This is a genomic window from Nocardia sp. NPDC047654 (genome assembly GCF_043205035.1).
GTDB lineage: Bacteria > Actinomycetota > Actinomycetes > Mycobacteriales > Mycobacteriaceae > Nocardia.
Genome location: NZ_JBIDDF010000001.1, coordinates 1,024,395 through 1,041,011 on the forward strand (window position 1 = coordinate 1,024,395; position 16,617 = coordinate 1,041,011).

Here is a 16,617-nt window from a genome sequence, read left to right on the forward strand (position 1 = left end):
GGCGAGTGACGATAGCCGCGACGACCCCGATTTCCACTTGGGCGCCGCTGCGTTCACCGGTGTACCGCGCGCTGTGGGTGGCGCAGCTGGTGTCGAATCTCGGCACCTGGATGCAGACCGTCGGCGCGCAGTGGATCATGGTCGACCAGCCCAACGCGGCGGCGCTGGTGTCGTTCGTGCAGACCGCCATCACGCTGCCGGTGATGCTGCTGGCCATCCCGTCCGGGGTGATCGCCGACCTCGTGGACCGGCGCAGGCTGCTGCTCGGCGCCCAGTCCGCGATGGCGGCGCTGGCCGCGCTGCTCACCGTGTCGACGGCGACGGGTCACACCACCCCCGGCGTGCTGCTCACCCTGTTGTTCCTGCTCGGTTGCGGGCAGGCGCTGACCGCGCCGGCCTGGCAGGCGATCCAGCCCGAACTGGTCTCGCGCGAGCAGATCCCGGCGGCCTCCGCGCTGGGCAGCATGAACATCAATATCGGCAGGGCGGTCGGTCCCGCGCTGGCCGGCGCGCTGGTCTCGTTGTCCGGGCCGACGCTGGTGTTCGCGCTGAACGCCGTGTCGTTCGTCGGGATCGTCGCCGTCCTGACGGTCTGGCGCAGGCCGGCGATCGACCGGCGCCTGCCCACCGAGCGCCCGCTGGCGGCATTGCAGGCGGGCACCCGGTTCATCCGCGCGGCGCCCGCGATCCGCCGGGTGCTGCTGCGGTCGATTCTGTTCATCGCGCCCGCGAGCGCGGTCTGGGCGCTGCTGCCGGTGATCGCGCGCGACCGGCTCGCGCTGTCGTCGTCCGGGTACGGCCTGATGCTCGGGGCGCTCGGCGTCGGCGCGGTGCTCGGCGCGGCGATGCTGTCCCGGTTGCGGGCATGGCTCACCCCGACGCAGCGGCTCACCATCGCCGCGATCCTGTTCGGGTCGGCGACGGCGGGCACCGCGCTGCTGCGCGTGGTGCCGGTGGTATTGGTGCTGCTGGTCTTCGCGGGACTGGCGTGGCTGCTGGCGATGTCCACGATGAACGCGACCATGCAGCTGCTGCTGCCCGCCTGGGTGCGTGCACGCGGGTTGTCGGTGTATCTGCTGGTCTTCATGGGCGGCCAGGCGATCGGCTCGCTGGTCTGGGGCCTGGTGGCCGGCGCGATCGGCTCGGTGCCCGCGCTGCTGTGGGCCACGGCGCTGCTCGCGTTCTGCGCGGTGAGCACGGTGTGGCTGCCCATCCGGAACGATCCCGAGGTGCTCGACCTGACGCCCTCGGCGTTCTGGCCGGAGCCGCAACTGGCGGTGGAACCCGAGCCCGACGACGGTCCGGTGCTGATCCTGCGCAGCTACGACGTGCCGCCGGAAGACGTCGAGGAATTCCTCGCCGCCATGGCCTTCGTCGGCCGGTCCCGGCAGCGCACCGGCGCGATGGAATGGCGCCTGTATCGCGACGTCGGGGTGATCGATCGTTATGTCGAGGCGTTCGTCGTGCGGTCCTGGGCCGAGCACATGCACCAGCATCAGGTCCGGCTCACCGCGCAGGATCAGCTGCGGGAAGAGGCCGTCGCGAAGTTCGGCGCCGTCGAGGGGGAGCAGGTCACCCACCTCGTGGCGGTCGACCGGCGCTAGGGCGGTGCCCTGCGCGCGGCTGCCGAGTGCCTGATTCGGTGCGGTCGCCTCGACCGCATACACTGTCCGGCATGCGGATGTTCCTGGATATCCTCCTGATCATCACCAGCGTGCTGCTGGTGCTGCTGGTGCTGCTGCACCGCGCCAAGGGTGGAGGTCTGTCCAGCTTGTTCGGCGGCGGCGTGCAGTCCAGCCTGTCCGGATCCACCGTCGTGGAGAAGAACCTCGACCGCGTCACCATCTTCACCGGCGTCATCTGGTTGATCGCCATTCTCGGCATCGGCCTCGAGATCAAGTTCGCCTGATCCCGGCGGTCACCACGCCCGCCGTGAGCGTCGCCGCGCCGAGCACGACCGCGGCGATGACGAACGCGGCGGGATAGGACGTCCCGAGCACCGGGGCCACCGCCACCGGCCCGAGGATCTGTCCCGCCCCGTACCCCGCGGTGAGCGTCGCCGCCGCGGCCCCGTCGGTCAACTCGGCGCCGACTCGCATCGCGAGCATGACGATTCCGACGAACGTCCCCCCGAACAGCGCCGCGGCCGTCACCGCGGCCCAGATCGCACCGGATACGGCCGGGAGCGCCGCCGAGACACACTGCGCCCCCAGCGCGACGGGTAACAGGAGTGCCGGAGGCCAGCGCCGCGCGGCCCCGGCCCAGAGCACGGTCGAGACCGCCGCCGCCGCGCCGACGACGATCCACATCGCCGAACCGGTCACCGGCCCGCGTTCCGCGCTCACCGCCGCTACCAGGAAGGTGCCGATCACGATGTACCCGAGGCCTTCGAGGAAGTAGGCGACGAGCAGCGCACGCCAAGCGCGCAGGACCCGTGCCGCTCCGACTGGCACGCGCTGCCCCGGACGGATGTCGAGGTGCCGGACGGGAATCAGAAGGACCGCGGTGAGCGCCGCGGAGATCAGCCATAGAGTCTGCCACGACACCACCGGCCGCAACGCCGGCACCAGCAGGCCGGTCCACGCGATGCCGAATCCGATGCCGCCGAAGACGATTCCCGCGGACTGTCTGCCGCTGCCGGGTCGGCTCGCGAAACTCGCGCAGGCAACGAAGATCACCGCACTGGCGACGCCCGCGACCAGGCGCAGGAGGGCGAGCAGCAGGATCGGCCCCGGTGCCGCCATGAGTGCTTCGCTCGCGATCAACAGTCCTGCCGACGCCAGGAAGATCGTGCGGCGGCCGAGCTGGGGGCGCCAGGTCAGCAGCAGCGCGCCGAGCAGATAACCGGCGTAGTTCGCGGTCGCGATCAGGGCGCCGTCGTGCGCGGTGATGCGCTGCGCGTCGACCATGAGCGGCAGCAAGGGGGTGTAGACGAAGCGCCCGACGCCCATCGCGGCGGCCAGGCCGGATGCCGCGGCCACCGCGGGTGCGAGGCCACGGCTCGGGGGCCCGGCGAGGACAACAGTGGTCACCGCTCGACCGTACGAGGCCGGGGGCAGCGTGCGGAAATGCTTTCCACGCACGATGTATACGCTCGACGCATGGATATCGAGCTGCGGCACCTGCGGGCGTATCTGGCCTTGTGCGAGGAGGCGAACTACACCCGCGCCGCGACCCGGCTGCACCTGAGCCAACCCGCGTTGACCAGGACGATCCAGCAGCTGGAGCGGTTGGTCGACTGCCGGTTGGTGGAGCGCACGTCGCGGCGATTCGCGCTCACCGCCGAGGGCGCCGAACTGCTGGCCCACGCCCGCCGCATCCTGGCCGATGTCGACGGCGTCGCCGCGGAACTGCGCTCGCGCGCCACGCTGGAGATCGGCTTCTCGTGGCTGCTGCCCGACGCGTGGTTCGCCGCGACCCGCCGCCGTTTCGAAGAACACGGTGGCCGGATCACCCTGCGGCGCGTGGACGATCCGCTCGCCGCGCTCGGCGAGCGCACGGTCGATATCGCCATCTACCGCAAGGAGACTCGGCTGCCGCGCCACCTGGCGTCGCGGATCATCGCGACGGAACGGCGGGTGCTCGCGGTGGCCACCCATTCGCCGCTGGCGAACGCGCACCACCTGTCCTGGTCCGATCTGGCCGATCGGCCGCTGGTGGTCAACACCGTGTCCGGCACCACCGATGCGGCGTCCTGGCAGCCGGTCGACCCGGACCGCGCCGTCATCACCTGCACGAACTTCGACGAATGGATCGAACTGGTCGCGGCCGATCGCGGCATCGGTGTCGTACCCGATCTGGCGCGCACCAGGGCGCCGCATCCCGGCGTCGTCTATCTGGACATCCCCGACGCCCCGCCCTCGCACGTGTACGTGGCGTGGCGCGCCAGGCCGGTCCCGTCGCGCTCGGTGCAGCGCTTCCTCGGCGCGCTGTGAACGGAGTCAGTCGACGCGCGGGATGCGCCCGTCGATGTCGGTGAACCCGTAGTACTCGGCGAGATCGGCTACCGGCCAGGGCAACCCGGTGCGGGAGCGACGCCCCGCGTCGGCGGCGAGCGCGACGACGGCGCGGCCGGTGAAGCGCGGCGTCTGCGCGTCGCCGAGGTCGAAGGTGCCCTCACCGGGCAGCGTGACCAGCCTGCGGCCGTCGGCGCCTGCCGGAACCAGTTGCAGCAGTTCGGTGTCGACGATGCCCGGCCAGAGCGAGACCACGGTGACCTCGGTGCCCGCGAGGTTGTGGGCCATGTCGGCGGTGAGCCGGTCCAGGGCGGATTTCGCGACGCCGTACACCGCGTTGTGCATGTACCTGCGCGCCCCTGGCGAGGAGATGTTGGCGATCAGCCCGCCCGATTCGATCAACAGCGGCGCGGCGAAATAGCTTGCCACGTAATGCGACCGGACGCCGACGTCGAACGACTCGTCCCACGCCGCGGGTGGCACCTCCCAGAACGGCTTGCCCAGCCATCGGGCCGCGGCGGGGGAGTTGTAGACGTTGTTCACCAGCACGTCCAGCCTGCCGTGCTCGGTGCGGATCAGCTCGAACAGCCGCTCCACCGCGTCGTCGTCGCGGTGGTCGCACACGAACGGGATGCCGACCCCGCCCGCCGCATCGATTTCCGCGGCCGTGGCGTGTACGGTGCCGGGTAGTCGTCCCTGCGCCGCCGAGCGTCCGGTGACGAACACCGTGGCACCCGCCGCGCCGAGTTCCAGCGCGATCCCTTTGCCGATGCCGCGGCTGGCGCCGGTGACGACCGCGATCTTGCCTTCGAGCCTCTCGGGTATTCCGCTCACGAAACCGGAACATTACCGTGAAACGATAACGTGTTCTAGGTTTTGGAGGCCCGAGTGGAGCTGACGCATCGGTTCGTGACGACCGGCGGGGTCCGTATGCACGTCGCCGAGCAGGGAACCGGGCAGCCGGTGGTCTTCTGCCACGGCTTTCCGCACACCTGGTACATCTGGCACCGCCAGCTTCCCGCGGTCGCCGCCGCCGGGTATCGAGCTCTCGCGCCGGACCTGCGCGGCTACGGTCGCACCGACGTCCCGGCCGACCCCGAGGCGTACACCAATCGCGCGGTCTGCGGCGATCTGCTCGCTCTGCTCGACGACATCGGCGCGGAGCAGGCGGTGTTCGTCGGCTTGGACTTCGGCGCGGCACTGGTGTGGGAACTGGCATTGCGCGCGCCGGAGCGGGTGCGCGGCGTAATCGTCTTGAACAATCCGTTCGCGCCACGTCCGCCGCGAGCTCCGTCGCAGCTGTGGGCGAAGGCCGCGGCTCGGCACTTCCTGCACCTGCACTACTTCCAGACTCCGGGCGTGGCGGATGCGGAACTGGGCGCGCGTCCCCGGGAGTTCCTGGCCCGCGTCTACTACGCGCTCAGCGCCGACTATCACTACCTGGACACCTGGCGCTTCCCGGCCGAGGGCACCGGCTATCTCGATGTGCTGCCGGAGGCGCCCGCGCTGCCGTGGAGCTGGCTCGGCGCGGACGAGCTGGACGTGCTCGCCCGAGATTTCGAACGCACCGGGTTCACCGGCGGATTGAACTGGTATCGCAGCCTGGACCGCAACTGGGAACTCACCGCCGAGTACGCGGACGCGAAAGTCGCTGTGCCCGCCTATTTCCTGTACGGCGACCGCGATCCCGACATGGAGGGCTTCAGTGGCCGCGACCCGCTGGCCACGCTGCGTGAGCACGTCACCGACCTGCGGGTGGTCACCGAGATCAGGGACGCGGGCCACCTCGTACAGCTGGAGCGGACCGAGCAGGTGAACGCGTTGCTCACCGCTCATCTCGCCCACTTGGCCGCGCATCCGGCCCGGCTTCCGGCGTGAGGTGAAACGCCTTCGGGCTCAGCGATGTTCGTTGTCGGTGGGCACCGCTAATGTTCGGTGAATGAGTTATAGCCTGAGCATCTACGTCGTCGAACTGGACAGGGTCAAGGGCGCCATCGGGTCCCGGGACGACAAGCTCCGGCGGATGATCGGCGGCCGGTTCAAAGCCCAGCTGACCCACGACGACGACTGGTTCGCCGACGAGATCGCGGCCGGCGCGCCCACCCGTTACGAGGCGGTGCGCGCCGTTGTGGACGGCGGTCCGTTCGACCCGGCCTACGGTTTCCAGTACGGCTACGCCTACCAGACGATCTGCCAGTTCTACGGTCGCTTCGTGGACAACCGCTACTTCTCGGCGTTCCGGGGTCGCTGGCTCGACCACATCGACGACGGCCTGGCCACACTCGGCATCAAAGCGGTGAGCGTCCGCGCGTTCATGTACCACTCGCTGCCGCCTTCGCTGCCGCAGCCGGATGAATTGCCCGGCTACGGCGAATGGACGCCCGAGCAGTGCGCCGAAGCGCTCGTGCAGTGGGAGTCGACCACGCCGCCGCAGCGTGAGGAGGTCGACCACGAGGTTCTCGCCGCGATCGAGTCCTGCGTCGAGTGGATCCGGGAGGCGCAGGCGCGTCCCGGCTGGGGCATCGTCGGGTTCTTCTACTGAACCCCGCCCGGCGGGAGGCTCGGTGGTCTAGCGGTATTCCTTCGCCAGCTTCGGGTAGTCCGACCACCGGGGCAACGGTTGGAAATCGAGGTAGGCGGTGAGGCGGTCGAGCAGGTATTGCCAGCGCGGGCCGATCGCGCCCGCGTCGGCGGGGCACACGTGGCGGCGGGTCAGTTCCACAGTGGTGACCACGCCGACCTGGGTCATCCGGACTTCGAGCAGGCAGCCGTCGATGTGCACGACCAATTCGTGCGGCGCCTGGCAGTGGTCGACGCGGACCGCGACCGGGCCGGGGACCGGACCGTCGAACAACTCGATGGTGAGGTTGCCGTTGCCGCCGGAGACGGCCCCGAGCCAGCGGGCGAGCTGGCCGCGCTCGGTGGCCGCCGACCACACGTCCAGTACGGGCTTGTGGAACGACCGCAGGTAGTGCAGGAGCACCAGATCGCCGTCGGTCGTGTGCTCGTGCTCCGGCCGCACCTCGCCGAGCATGGACATCGTGGTCATCGCGAGTCCTTTCCGCTGCTGGTCACCGTCACCTCACTGTATTTCCACTATTCCCCGGCCGAATCGAATTCCGGGGAATGCCGGGCCCCGGCGCGCCGCGGTTCCACGCCGGTCGCGTCGCGTAGAAGCCGGAGGGCGGCGGCTTCGATGCGGTCCTCGTCGAGTAGCACCGTCGCGGCGGCCGGACCGAGCGGCACGAAACTGTCCTCGCTGGTCACACGCGCGAGCCTGCCGGTGAAACCGGCGTCGATCAGCGCCGCGCACACCGCCTCCGACACACCGCCGCTGCGCCGGGTCTCGTCCGCGACGAGGACCCGCCCGGTCGCGCGTGCGTGCCGCAGCAGATCGTGCACCGGAAGGGGAGCGAGCCAGCGCATATCGAGCACGCGCGCGCCGATGCCGAGCCGGGCCAAGCGCTGTGCCGCGCGCAGGCTCATCGGCACGCTGTTGGCGAAGCCGACCAGGGTCAGGTCGGCCCCGTCGCCGTAGACCCGAGCACGGCCGATCTCGACGTGTTCGTCAGGCGACGGGCGGCCCAGCCAGCCGTCATCGCCCGGATGGTGCAGGTCGCGGGTGTGATACAGGGCGATGGGTTCGAGGTACAGGCACACTCTGCCGTCCACCCGTGCGGCCGACACGCACGTGCGCAGCATCGCGGCCGCGTCGTCGGCGCGGGACGGGGAGGCAAGCACGACGCCGGGGATGTCGCGCAGCGCGGCCACCGAGTTGTCGTTGTGGAAATGGCCGCCGAAGCCCTTCTGGTAGGCGTATCCGGCGATCCGCACCACCATCGGATTCCGGTAGCGGCCGTCGGAGAAGAAGGACAGCGTGGCCGCTTCGCCGCGGATCTGGTCGGCGGCGTTGTGCAGGTAGGCCAGGTACTGGATCTCCGGGATCGGCACGAATCCGGCCAGCGCCGAGCCCAGCGCGGTCCCGAGGACGCTCTGCTCGTCCAGCAGGGTGTCGAACACGCGGCGGGCGCCGAATCTCCTCCGCAAACCCTTGGTCACGCCGTATACGCCACCCTTGCGGCCGACGTCCTCCCCGAAGACGAGCACGTCGCGGTCGCGCGCCAGCAGGCTCGCGAGCGTGTCGTTGATCGCCTGCGCCAGGGTCACCGGATCACCCTGCGCGGCGCCGTTGCGACGATGCGGCGCATCGATGTCGGCGATCGCGTGACCGGCCTCCGCATTTCCGCGGCTGTCGCGCCGGAGTACATCGGCGCGCACGAGTGCCGGACGGTAGGGGCCGATCGGGGCGGTCACGGCCGCCGCCGAGGCGAGTCTCGGCTCCGTGGAAACGAGTTCGGCGGTCGCGGCCACGCGGCGGCCCAGGTCGGCGTATCGGTCGAGCAGGTCGGCGGGGGTGGCGACGCCATACTCGATCAGCAGCCGTGCGGTCGCCAGGACCGGATCGCGAGCGAGATCGGCGGTGATGTCGGCGGGACGGCGGTAGGCGGTTTCGACGTCCGAGCCCGCGTGACCGAGCAGCCGGACCGTCCGCAGATGCAAGAACGCGGGCGCGCGGCTACTCCGCACCCACCGGACGGCAGCGTCGGCGGTGGTCAGCGCGTCGAGTGCGGCGCAGCCGTCCGCGTGGAAGTAGGCCAGACCAGGGCGGTGGCCGTACGCCTGCTCGATCCAATCCGGGGGAGTGGGGACGCTGATCCCGATGCCGTTGTCCTCACAGACGAACAGGACCGGCATCGGAATCCCTTGCCCGGCCGTGTGAATCGCGGCATTGATCGCTCCCGCCGCGGTGGAGTGGTTGGCCGACGCGTCGCCGAAACTGCACAGCACCACCGCGGCGGCGGGCCAGGGACCGGCGACGCCGAGCCGTGCCGCGCGATCGATCGCGAACGCCAGACCTACCGCGCGGGGCAGATGTGACGCGATGGTCGAGGTCTGCGGGATGACGTGAGCGGCAGCGCTGCCGAATACCTTGTGCCGCCCACCGGAAATCGGGTCCGCCGCCGCGGCGACCACGCCGAGCAGCACGTCCCGGATCGGGTCGAGCCCGGGCACGCGCCGGGCCCGATGCACGAAGAACGCTCCCGAGCGGTAGTGCAGCAGGGCGGGGTCGGTGATCCGCAGGGCAGCCGACAGGGCGGCATTGCCCTCGTGACCGGACGATCCGATGCTGTAGAAACCGCGCCGGGCGCTGCCGAGGCGGCGTGCCGCGAGATCGAGATGCCTGCTCGTCGCTTGCGCGTCGAACAATTCCAGGCACGCCGCGCCCGTGACCGCGACGCCGGGTGCGACCGGCTGATCCGCCGGACGCCCGGGTCGCGGGCGGAGTGCGGCGACGGCGGTGCGCCACCGCTCGTCCAGATCCACTGCCTGATCGGTCACCGACCGATCATCTCGTAAACTTCGCTGTTCGGCTGCGTTATCCGGCGGTGTTCTTTCGGCCGCTTGGTATGGGGGCGGACAAATTTACGAGATCTCCTGGGCTCGGCAGCAGTGACGCCGCTGCCCGGCGAGGGCCGGGATCAAGCCACGGCGCTCCAGCTCCTGGGGCGAGGCAGCCCGCGCGGACGCGGCCACGCCGACGGCCGGGTGTGGCCTGCTCAGCGCAGTGCGGACGCGGCCTCTTGATCGAGCAGCCAGGTGGTGGAGTCCAGACCGATCGCGCCGGCCGCGGGCACCTCCACCGGCTCCGCGCCGCCGATGGCCGCGGCGACCGCCTCGGCCTTGGCGGCGCCGCCGACCACCAGCACGACGTGGCGGCTGCGGCGGATCGCGGGCAGGGTGAGCGTCACCCGCACCGGCGGCGGCTTCGGCGAATTCGTCACGGCGACGACGAGCTCGTGCTCTTCCCGCACCGCGTCGGTGTGCGGGAACAGCGAATTGACGTGGCCCTCGCCGCCCATGCCGAGCAGGTGCAGATCGAACGCGCCGTGTTCGGCGAGATAGGCGTGCACCGTCGCGGAGTACTCGGCGGCCGCCTCCACCGGATCGGGGTACTCGCCGTCGGAGACTGCCACCGGATGCACCCGCGCCGGGTCGACCGGCACGTGGTCGAGCAGCGCCCGCCTGGCTTGCAGGTCGTTGCGCTCCGCGTCGTTCGCCGGCACGAAACGCTCGTCACCCCAGAACACCTCGACCCGGGACCAGTCGATGTCGCCGGGGGACTTGCGCACCAGCTCCAGCAGGGCGATGCCGGTTCCGCCGCCGGTCAGGACGACCGACGCCGAACCCCGCTCGGCCTGCGCCGCGACGACGACCGAGACGAAGCGGGCCGCGGCTGCGGCCACCAGCGACTCGGTGTCGAGGTGCACCTCGACGGTGTCGCTGGGGAACGGCGAATCGGTGTGCTCACTCATAGATCACCTTCTCGATTCCGGCCAGCGCTTCCGCATAGGTCTCGTCGGCGTCCAGCCTGCGTAGGTCTTCGGCGAGGCAGTCACGCGTCTCCCTGCGCGCCAGGGCGATCCGTTGCATCGGCTCACCGGTGCGGGTCAGCGTCGCGGTGCGGCCGGTCTGCGGGCGTTCGATCGCGATGGAGACGGTGGGGCGGTGCAATTCCACCTGCAGCGGGCCGGTGCGGCGGCGCACGGGGCAGTCCAGCCGGGCGGCCAGCCAGCCGGCCAGGATGTCCAGGGCGGGCTCGTCGCGCAGCCCGGACACCGTCACCGAATCCACCGTTTCGAACGGCGGCTCGTCCATCGCCGCGGCCAGCAGGGCACGCCAGTAGGTGATCCGGCTCCAGGCCAGGTCGGTGTCACCGCTGGCGTAGGACTGCAGCCGCTTCTTGATCGCCGCCTGCGGATCGGGCGCGAACGTGGCGTCGGTGATGCGGCGGCCCGCCAGGCGGCCCACCGAGTCCTTGGACGGGAACTCCGGCGCTCCGCGTGGCCACCAGGCGACCACCGGCGTGTCCGGCAGCAGGAACGGGGTGACGACGCTGCTCTCGTGGTTGACCAGTTCGCCTTGCAGCCGCAGCACGATGACCTCGGCCGCCCCCGCGTCGCCGCCCACGCGGATCTGCGCGTCCAGCCGGGTGGCGGCCTCCCGGTCACCGCGCGCCAGCACCACGACGCGACAGGGATGCTCGCGGCTGGCTTCGTTCGCCGCGTCGATCGCGTCCTCGGCCTCGGAGCTGTCGAGCGTGCACACCACCAGGGTGAGCACGCGACCAACGGTGATCACGCCGTTGCTCTCGCGCAACTTGACGATGCGCTTGGTGACCTCGCTGGTCTTGGTCTCGGGCATGTCGACGATCACGGGCGCCGCCATTCCCGCCCGGTGCGGGCGATCATCTCGTCGGCCGAGGGCGGACCCCAGGTGCCCGCCTCATACGGCTCCGGCCTGCCTTCGGCGGCCCAGTGCTCGAGCGCCGGATCCAGGATCCGCCAGGACAATTCGACCTCCGCGTTCACCGGGAACAGCGACGGCACCCCGAGCAGCACATCGAGGATCAGGCGTTCGTAGGCCTCGGGAGAGGATTCGGTGAACGCCTCGCCGTAGGTGAAGTCCATGTTGACGTCGCGCACCTCCATGCTGGAGCCGGGGACCTTCGAGCCGAACCGGGTGGTGATGCCCTCGTCCGGCTGGACCCGGATGACCAGCGCGTTCTGCCCGAGTTCCTCGGTCATGGTCTGGTCGAACGGCAGGTGCGGCGCCCGCTTGAAGATCACCGCGATCTCGGTGACCCTGCGGCCCAGCCGTTTGCCGGTGCGCAAGAAGAACGGGACACCCGCCCAGCGGCGGGTGTCGATCTGCAGCCTGATCGCGGCGTAGGTCTCGGTCTTCGAATTCGGATCGAAGCCCTCCTCCTCCGCCAAGCCGACCACGTGCTCGCTGCCCTGCCACCCCTCGGTGTACTGGCCGCGCGCGGTGGTTTCGTCCAGTGGTTCGACGAGCTTGGTCGCGGAGAGCACCTTGATCTTCTCGGCCTGCAACTGCTTGGGCTCGAAGCTGATCGGCTCCTCCATGGCGGTGAGCGCCAGCAATTGCAGCAGGTGGTTCTGGATCACGTCCCGGGCGGCGCCGATGCCGTCGTAGTAACCCGCGCGACCGCCGAGGCCGATGTCCTCGGCCATCGTGATCTGCACGTGGTCGACGAAGTTGGCGTTCCAGATCGGCTCGTAGAGCTGGTTGGCGAAGCGCAGTGCCAGGATGTTCTGCACCGTCTCCTTGCCCAGGTAATGGTCGATGCGGAACACCCGCTCCTCGGGGAAAACCCCGTTGACCAGTGTGTTGAGCTCCTGCGCGCTGTGCAGGTCGTGCCCGAACGGCTTCTCGATCACCACCCGTCGCCAGGGTTTGCGCGCCGCGTCCGGCCCGGTCGTCTGCGCCAGGCCGTGCGCGCAGAGCTGATCGAGCACGACCGGGAACATGTTCGGCGGGATGGACAGGTAGAACGCGTGATTGCCGCCGGTGCCGCGCTCCTTGTCCAGCGTGGCCAAGGTGTCGGCGAGCCGGTCGAACGCCGCGTTGTCGTCGAAGCTGCCCTGGACGAACCGGATGCCCTCCGAGAGCTGATCCCAGACCTCCTGGCGGAAGGGGGTGCGCGCGTGCGCCTTCACCGCCTCCAGAACCACCTGGGCGAAATCCTCGTCGGCGTAGTCGCGGCGCGCGAAGCCGACCAGGCCGAAGGCCGGGGGCAGCAGCCCCCGGTTCGCCAAGTCGTAGATGGCCGGCATCAGCTTCTTTCGAGACAGGTCACCCGTGACGCCGAAGATGACCATGCTGCACGGTCCGGCGATGCGCGGCAGCCGTTTATCCCGTTTCTCACGCAGCGGGTTCTGCCATTCGACCGGCTCCGGCCGATCCGTGGGAGCTGCTCCGGCCATCGATCAGCCGTTCCCGGTCGACGCCGACTTCAGCTCGTCGGCGGTGGCGGAAAGCAACTCCTCCCAGGATTTCTCGAACTTGTCCACGCCCTCGCGCTCGAGCACCGCGAACACGTCGTCGAGATCGACGCCGACCGCTTCGAGCCGGTCGAAGACCTCCTTGGCCGCGGCGGCCTTGCCGCTGACGGCGTCACCGCGGATCGTGCCGTGATCGGCCGCCGCCTGGAGCGTCTTCTCCGGCAGCGTGTTCACCGTGTTCGGCGCGACCAGTTCGGTGACGTACATCGTGTCGGCGTAGTCGGGGTTCTTGACACCGGTCGACGCCCACAGCGGACGCTGCCGATTCGCCCCGGACGCGGCCAGGTTCAGGAAGGTCGAGGTGTGCTTGCCGCCGTCGAACACGTCCTGGTATTCGGCGTAGGCCAGGTGGGCGTTGGCGATGCCGGCCTTGCCACGCAGCGCGAGCGCTTCCTCGGTGCCGATGGCCTCCAGCCGCTTGTCGATCTCGGTATCCACCCGGGAGACGAAGAACGAGGCGACGGAATGGATCTTGGCCGGATCGTGGCCGGCGACCTTGGCCTTCTTCACGCCTTCCAGGTACGCGCCCATCACCGCGCGGTAGCGCTGGACCGAGAAGATCAGCGTGACGTTCACGCTGATGCCCTCCGCGATCACCGCGGTGATCGCGGACAGTCCCTCCTCGGTGGCGGGGATCTTGATGAACAGGTTGGGCCGGTCGACGATCTTCCACAGTTCGACCGCCTGCGCGACGGTCCGGTCGGCGTCGAACGCCAGGCGGGGGTCGACCTCGATGGAGACCCGGCCGTCCACGCCGTTGGTCGCCTCGAAGACCGGAGCGAACACGTCACAGGCGGCGCGGACGTCGTCGGTGGTGATGGTGCGGATCGCGGCGTCGGCGTCCGCGTCTTGCGCGGCAAGCTCTTTCAGCTGGCCGTCGTAGGCGTGACCTTGGCTGAGCGCACCCTGGAAGATCGTCGGGTTGGTGGTGACCCCGACGACCGACCGGGTCTCGATCAGCTCGAGCAGGTTGCCGGACCGGATCCGGTCCCTGGACAGATCGTCGAGCCATACGGACACTCCCGCCGCCGACAGAGCGGCGAGATTCTCGTTCTGAGCCATGAGCGCTTATCCCTTCACGTTCTCGAGCGTGCGCTGCGCGGCGGCAACGACGGCTTCCGGAGTGAAGCCGAATTCGCGGAACAGGGTCTTGTAGTCGGCGGAGGCGCCGAAGTGCTCGATCGACACGATCTCGCCCGCGTCACCGGCGAACCGGTGCCACGGCATCGCGATACCGGCTTCGACGACGACGCGAGCGGCGACCGCGGGCGGGAGCACCTCGTCCCGGTAAGCCTTGTCCTGCGCGTCGAACCACTCCACGCACGGCATCGACACCACGCGGGTGGCGATGCCCTGCTCCTCCAGCGTAGTGCGAGCGGCGACCGCGAGCTGCAGCTCCGAGCCGGTGGCGATCAGGATCACTTGCGGTGTGCCCGTGGACGCCTCGGCCAGCACGTAACCGCCCTTCGACACACCCTCGAAACTGGTGCCCTCCAGGATCGGCAGATCCTGGCGGGTCAGCGCCAGCCCGGACGGGCCGTCCTGGTGCGGCGGCTCGGACACCGAGAAGTGCGACCGGTGCTCGCTGCTGTCGCGTTCGAGGATGGTGCGCCAGGCGTAGGTGGTCTCATTGGCGTCGCCCGGACGGACCACGTTCAGCCCCGGGATGGCGCGCAGCGCGGCGAGATGCTCGATCGGCTGGTGCGTCGGTCCGTCCTCGCCGAGGCCGATGGAGTCGTGGGTCCAGACGTAGATCGCGGGCACCCGCATCACCGCCGCCAGGCGGACCGCCGGACGCATGTAGTCGCTGAACACCAGGAAGGTGCCGCCGTACGGACGGGTCGGGCCGTGCAGCGCGATGCCGTTGAGGATCGCGCCCATCGCGTGCTCGCGTACGCCGAAGTGCAGGGTCCGGCCGTACGGGTCGGCCTTCCACATGCCGGTGGAGATCGACTCCGGTCCGAAGCTGGGCTGGTCGGGCATGGTGGTGTTGTTGGACTCGGCCAGGTCGGCCGAGCCGCCCCACAGCTCGGGCAGTACCGGCGCCAGCGCGGCGAGCACCTTGCCGGACGCCTTGCGGGTGGCCATGCCCTTCGGATCCGGTTCGTAGCTGGGCAGATTCGCGATCCAGTTGTCCGGCAGCCGCCGCTCGATCAGGCGGTCGAACAGCGCCTTGTTCTCCGGATTGGCCGCGGCCCACGCGTCGAAGGACTTCTGCCACTGCGCATGCGCCGCGCGCCCGCGTTCGACGACCTTGCGGGTGTGCTCGATGACCGCGGGATCCACGTCGAAGCTCTTGTCCGGGTCGAAGCCGAGAATCTTCTTGGTGGCGGCCACCTCGTCGGCGCCCAGCGCCGCGCCGTGCGCGGTACCGGTGTTCATCTTGCTGGGGGCGGGGTAGCCGATGATGGTGCGCAGCACGATGATCGAGGGCTTGCCGGTCTCGGCCTTGGCGGCCTCCAGCGCGGCCTCGATCGCGACGACGTCCTCGCCGCCCTCGACCACCTGCACGTGCCAGCCGTAGGCCTCGTAACGCTTCGCGACGTCCTCGGTGAAGGCGATGGTGGTGTCGTCCTCGATGGAGATCTTGTTGTCGTCGTAGACCACGACGAGGTTGCCCAGCTGCTGGGTGCCCGCCAGCGACGACGCCTCGGAGGTGACGCCTTCCTCCAGGTCACCGTCGGAGGCGATGACGTAGACGAAGTGATCGAACGGGCTCGCGCCGGGCGCGGCGTCCGGGTCGAACAGGCCGCGCTCGCGCCGCGCCGCCATCGCCATGCCGACCGCCGAGGCCAGGCCCTGGCCGAGCGGGCCGGTGGTGATCTCGACGCCGTCGGTGTGCCGGAACTCGGGGTGGCCCGGGGTGAGCGAGCCCCACTTGCGCAGGTTCCTCAGGTCGTCCAGTTCCAGGCCGTAACCCGCCAGGTAGAGCTGGATGTACTGGGTGAGGCTGGAATGACCGCAGGACAGCACGAACCGGTCCCGGCCGACCCAGCTCGGATCGCTCGGGTCGATGCGCATGGTGCGCTGGTAGAGCGTGTACGCCAGCGGTGCCAGGCTCATCGCGGTACCGGGATGGCCGTTTCCGGCGTTCTGCACCGCCTCGGCGGCCAGGACCCGGATGGTGTCGACAGCCTTGGTGTCCAGATCCGTCCAGTCGTCCGGGTGGTTCGGCTGAGTGAGGGCGCGGATGTCGTCTGTGATCGACACGACCGAGGTTCTCCTGACATTGGTTCGTCGACGGCGGGTGGGTTCTGACGGCGATGATCGCGCGGCAGCTACGGCATGCTCACCGGGTATACCCAACTACCCTAGATGTGCCCGGTGACCGGCACACCATTAACCCTGTCTTGGTTTCGCGGGGCCCACCGCGCTGCGTGTTCGCAGGTGGGTGTTTCGTCGTCGGCGGTGTGTTCGCGGCCTTACAGGGCCGATATGCGAGCGGAGGACACCCGCCGGTGCGGCGAACGCGTTTCGCCCAGGTGGAGTACGAGGCGAGCCGTGAACCTGCTGGTGGGGCCCGCGACCGGCGGTGAGGGAAGTATCGAGCAAGCGACTGCTTTGTGGCATTCGCCGTGACGGCGGAATGAGTTGCTGGAAATGGCCGGTCCGGGCGCGGCGCATTCGCCCGCCCGGTTCCGGGGCCGCGGATTTCTCCCGCGCCTGCGGAAACGATTTCCGCGCCGTACCGCCGGGCGAGCCCGGCCGCTCGGACGTGATTCGAGGGAAGGCGCGGC

At 69.9% G+C, this 16,617-nt stretch carries 14 protein-coding genes; 5 read left to right on the plus strand and 9 right to left on the minus strand.

The window, feature by feature from the left end:
- Positions 1–5 precede the first annotated feature (5 nt).
- Together ACGF7Y_RS04920 and secG are read left to right on the plus strand one after the other, a co-directional pair.
- Complete coding sequence (locus ACGF7Y_RS04920; RefSeq protein WP_393229257.1) at positions 6–1,604, plus strand: MFS transporter; 1,599 nt, start codon at positions 6–8, stop codon at positions 1,602–1,604.
- A gap of 71 nt (positions 1,605–1,675) precedes the next feature.
- Entirely contained in the window at positions 1,676–1,909 is a 234-nt protein-coding gene (secG, locus tag ACGF7Y_RS04925) for a preprotein translocase subunit SecG (RefSeq protein WP_039798855.1), read from the plus strand.
- Here secG and ACGF7Y_RS04930 read toward each other — a convergent pair.
- Entirely contained in the window at positions 1,896–3,032 is a 1,137-nt protein-coding gene (locus tag ACGF7Y_RS04930; RefSeq protein ID WP_393229260.1) for a YbfB/YjiJ family MFS transporter, read from the minus strand. The two genes, secG and ACGF7Y_RS04930, sit on opposite strands and share 14 nt — an antisense overlap.
- 69 nt (positions 3,033–3,101) lie before the next feature.
- Between ACGF7Y_RS04930 and ACGF7Y_RS04935 the strand changes: the two genes are divergently transcribed.
- Entirely contained in the window at positions 3,102–3,935 is an 834-nt protein-coding gene (locus tag ACGF7Y_RS04935; RefSeq protein WP_393229263.1) for a LysR family transcriptional regulator, read from the plus strand.
- 6 nt (positions 3,936–3,941) lie between these two features.
- On the opposite strand, the gene ACGF7Y_RS04940 is transcribed toward ACGF7Y_RS04935, so the two are convergent.
- Complete coding sequence (locus ACGF7Y_RS04940) at positions 3,942–4,790, minus strand: SDR family NAD(P)-dependent oxidoreductase (RefSeq protein ID WP_393229266.1); 849 nt, start codon at positions 4,788–4,790, stop codon at positions 3,942–3,944.
- Positions 4,791–4,844: 54 nt separating this feature from the next.
- Here ACGF7Y_RS04940 and ACGF7Y_RS04945 point away from each other — a divergent pair, with 54 nt between their 5' ends.
- Positions 4,845–5,834, plus strand: a complete 990-nt coding sequence (locus ACGF7Y_RS04945; protein ID WP_393229269.1) for an alpha/beta fold hydrolase — start codon at positions 4,845–4,847, stop codon at positions 5,832–5,834.
- Between the two features lie 61 nt (positions 5,835–5,895).
- The gene (locus ACGF7Y_RS04950; protein ID WP_393229272.1) at positions 5,896–6,498 is read left to right on the plus strand and encodes a hypothetical protein; all 603 of its coding nucleotides are present in this window, start codon (positions 5,896–5,898) and stop codon (positions 6,496–6,498) included.
- 27 nt (positions 6,499–6,525) lie between these two features.
- Here the strand turns inward: ACGF7Y_RS04950 and ACGF7Y_RS04955 are convergent, their stop codons facing one another.
- The 7 genes from ACGF7Y_RS04955 to tkt all read right to left on the minus strand — a co-directional run bounded on the left by ACGF7Y_RS04955 (position 6,526) and on the right by tkt (position 16,090).
- Positions 6,526–7,005, minus strand: coding sequence for a hypothetical protein (locus ACGF7Y_RS04955; protein ID WP_393229275.1), 480 nt, complete (start codon positions 7,003–7,005; stop codon positions 6,526–6,528).
- Positions 7,006–7,052: 47 nt separating this feature from the next.
- Entirely contained in the window at positions 7,053–9,356 is a 2,304-nt protein-coding gene (locus tag ACGF7Y_RS04960; protein ID WP_393229278.1) for a transketolase C-terminal domain-containing protein, read from the minus strand.
- Positions 9,357–9,574: 218 nt separating this feature from the next.
- Complete coding sequence (gene pgl / locus ACGF7Y_RS04965) at positions 9,575–10,330, minus strand: 6-phosphogluconolactonase (RefSeq protein WP_393229281.1); 756 nt, start codon at positions 10,328–10,330, stop codon at positions 9,575–9,577.
- On the minus strand, positions 10,323–11,231 hold the full coding sequence (gene opcA / locus ACGF7Y_RS04970) for a glucose-6-phosphate dehydrogenase assembly protein OpcA (RefSeq protein ID WP_393229284.1): 909 nt from the start codon (positions 11,229–11,231) through the stop codon (positions 10,323–10,325). Before opcA ends, pgl begins: the two co-directional genes overlap by 8 nt.
- Positions 11,228–12,802, minus strand: a complete 1,575-nt coding sequence (zwf, locus tag ACGF7Y_RS04975; protein ID WP_393229287.1) for a glucose-6-phosphate dehydrogenase — start codon at positions 12,800–12,802, stop codon at positions 11,228–11,230. Before zwf ends, opcA begins: the two co-directional genes overlap by 4 nt.
- A gap of 3 nt (positions 12,803–12,805) precedes the next feature.
- Positions 12,806–13,942, minus strand: coding sequence for a transaldolase (tal, locus tag ACGF7Y_RS04980; protein ID WP_393229290.1), 1,137 nt, complete (start codon positions 13,940–13,942; stop codon positions 12,806–12,808).
- 6 nt (positions 13,943–13,948) lie between these two features.
- Positions 13,949–16,090, minus strand: a complete 2,142-nt coding sequence (tkt, locus tag ACGF7Y_RS04985; RefSeq protein ID WP_393229293.1) for a transketolase — start codon at positions 16,088–16,090, stop codon at positions 13,949–13,951.
- Positions 16,091–16,617 lie beyond the last annotated feature (527 nt).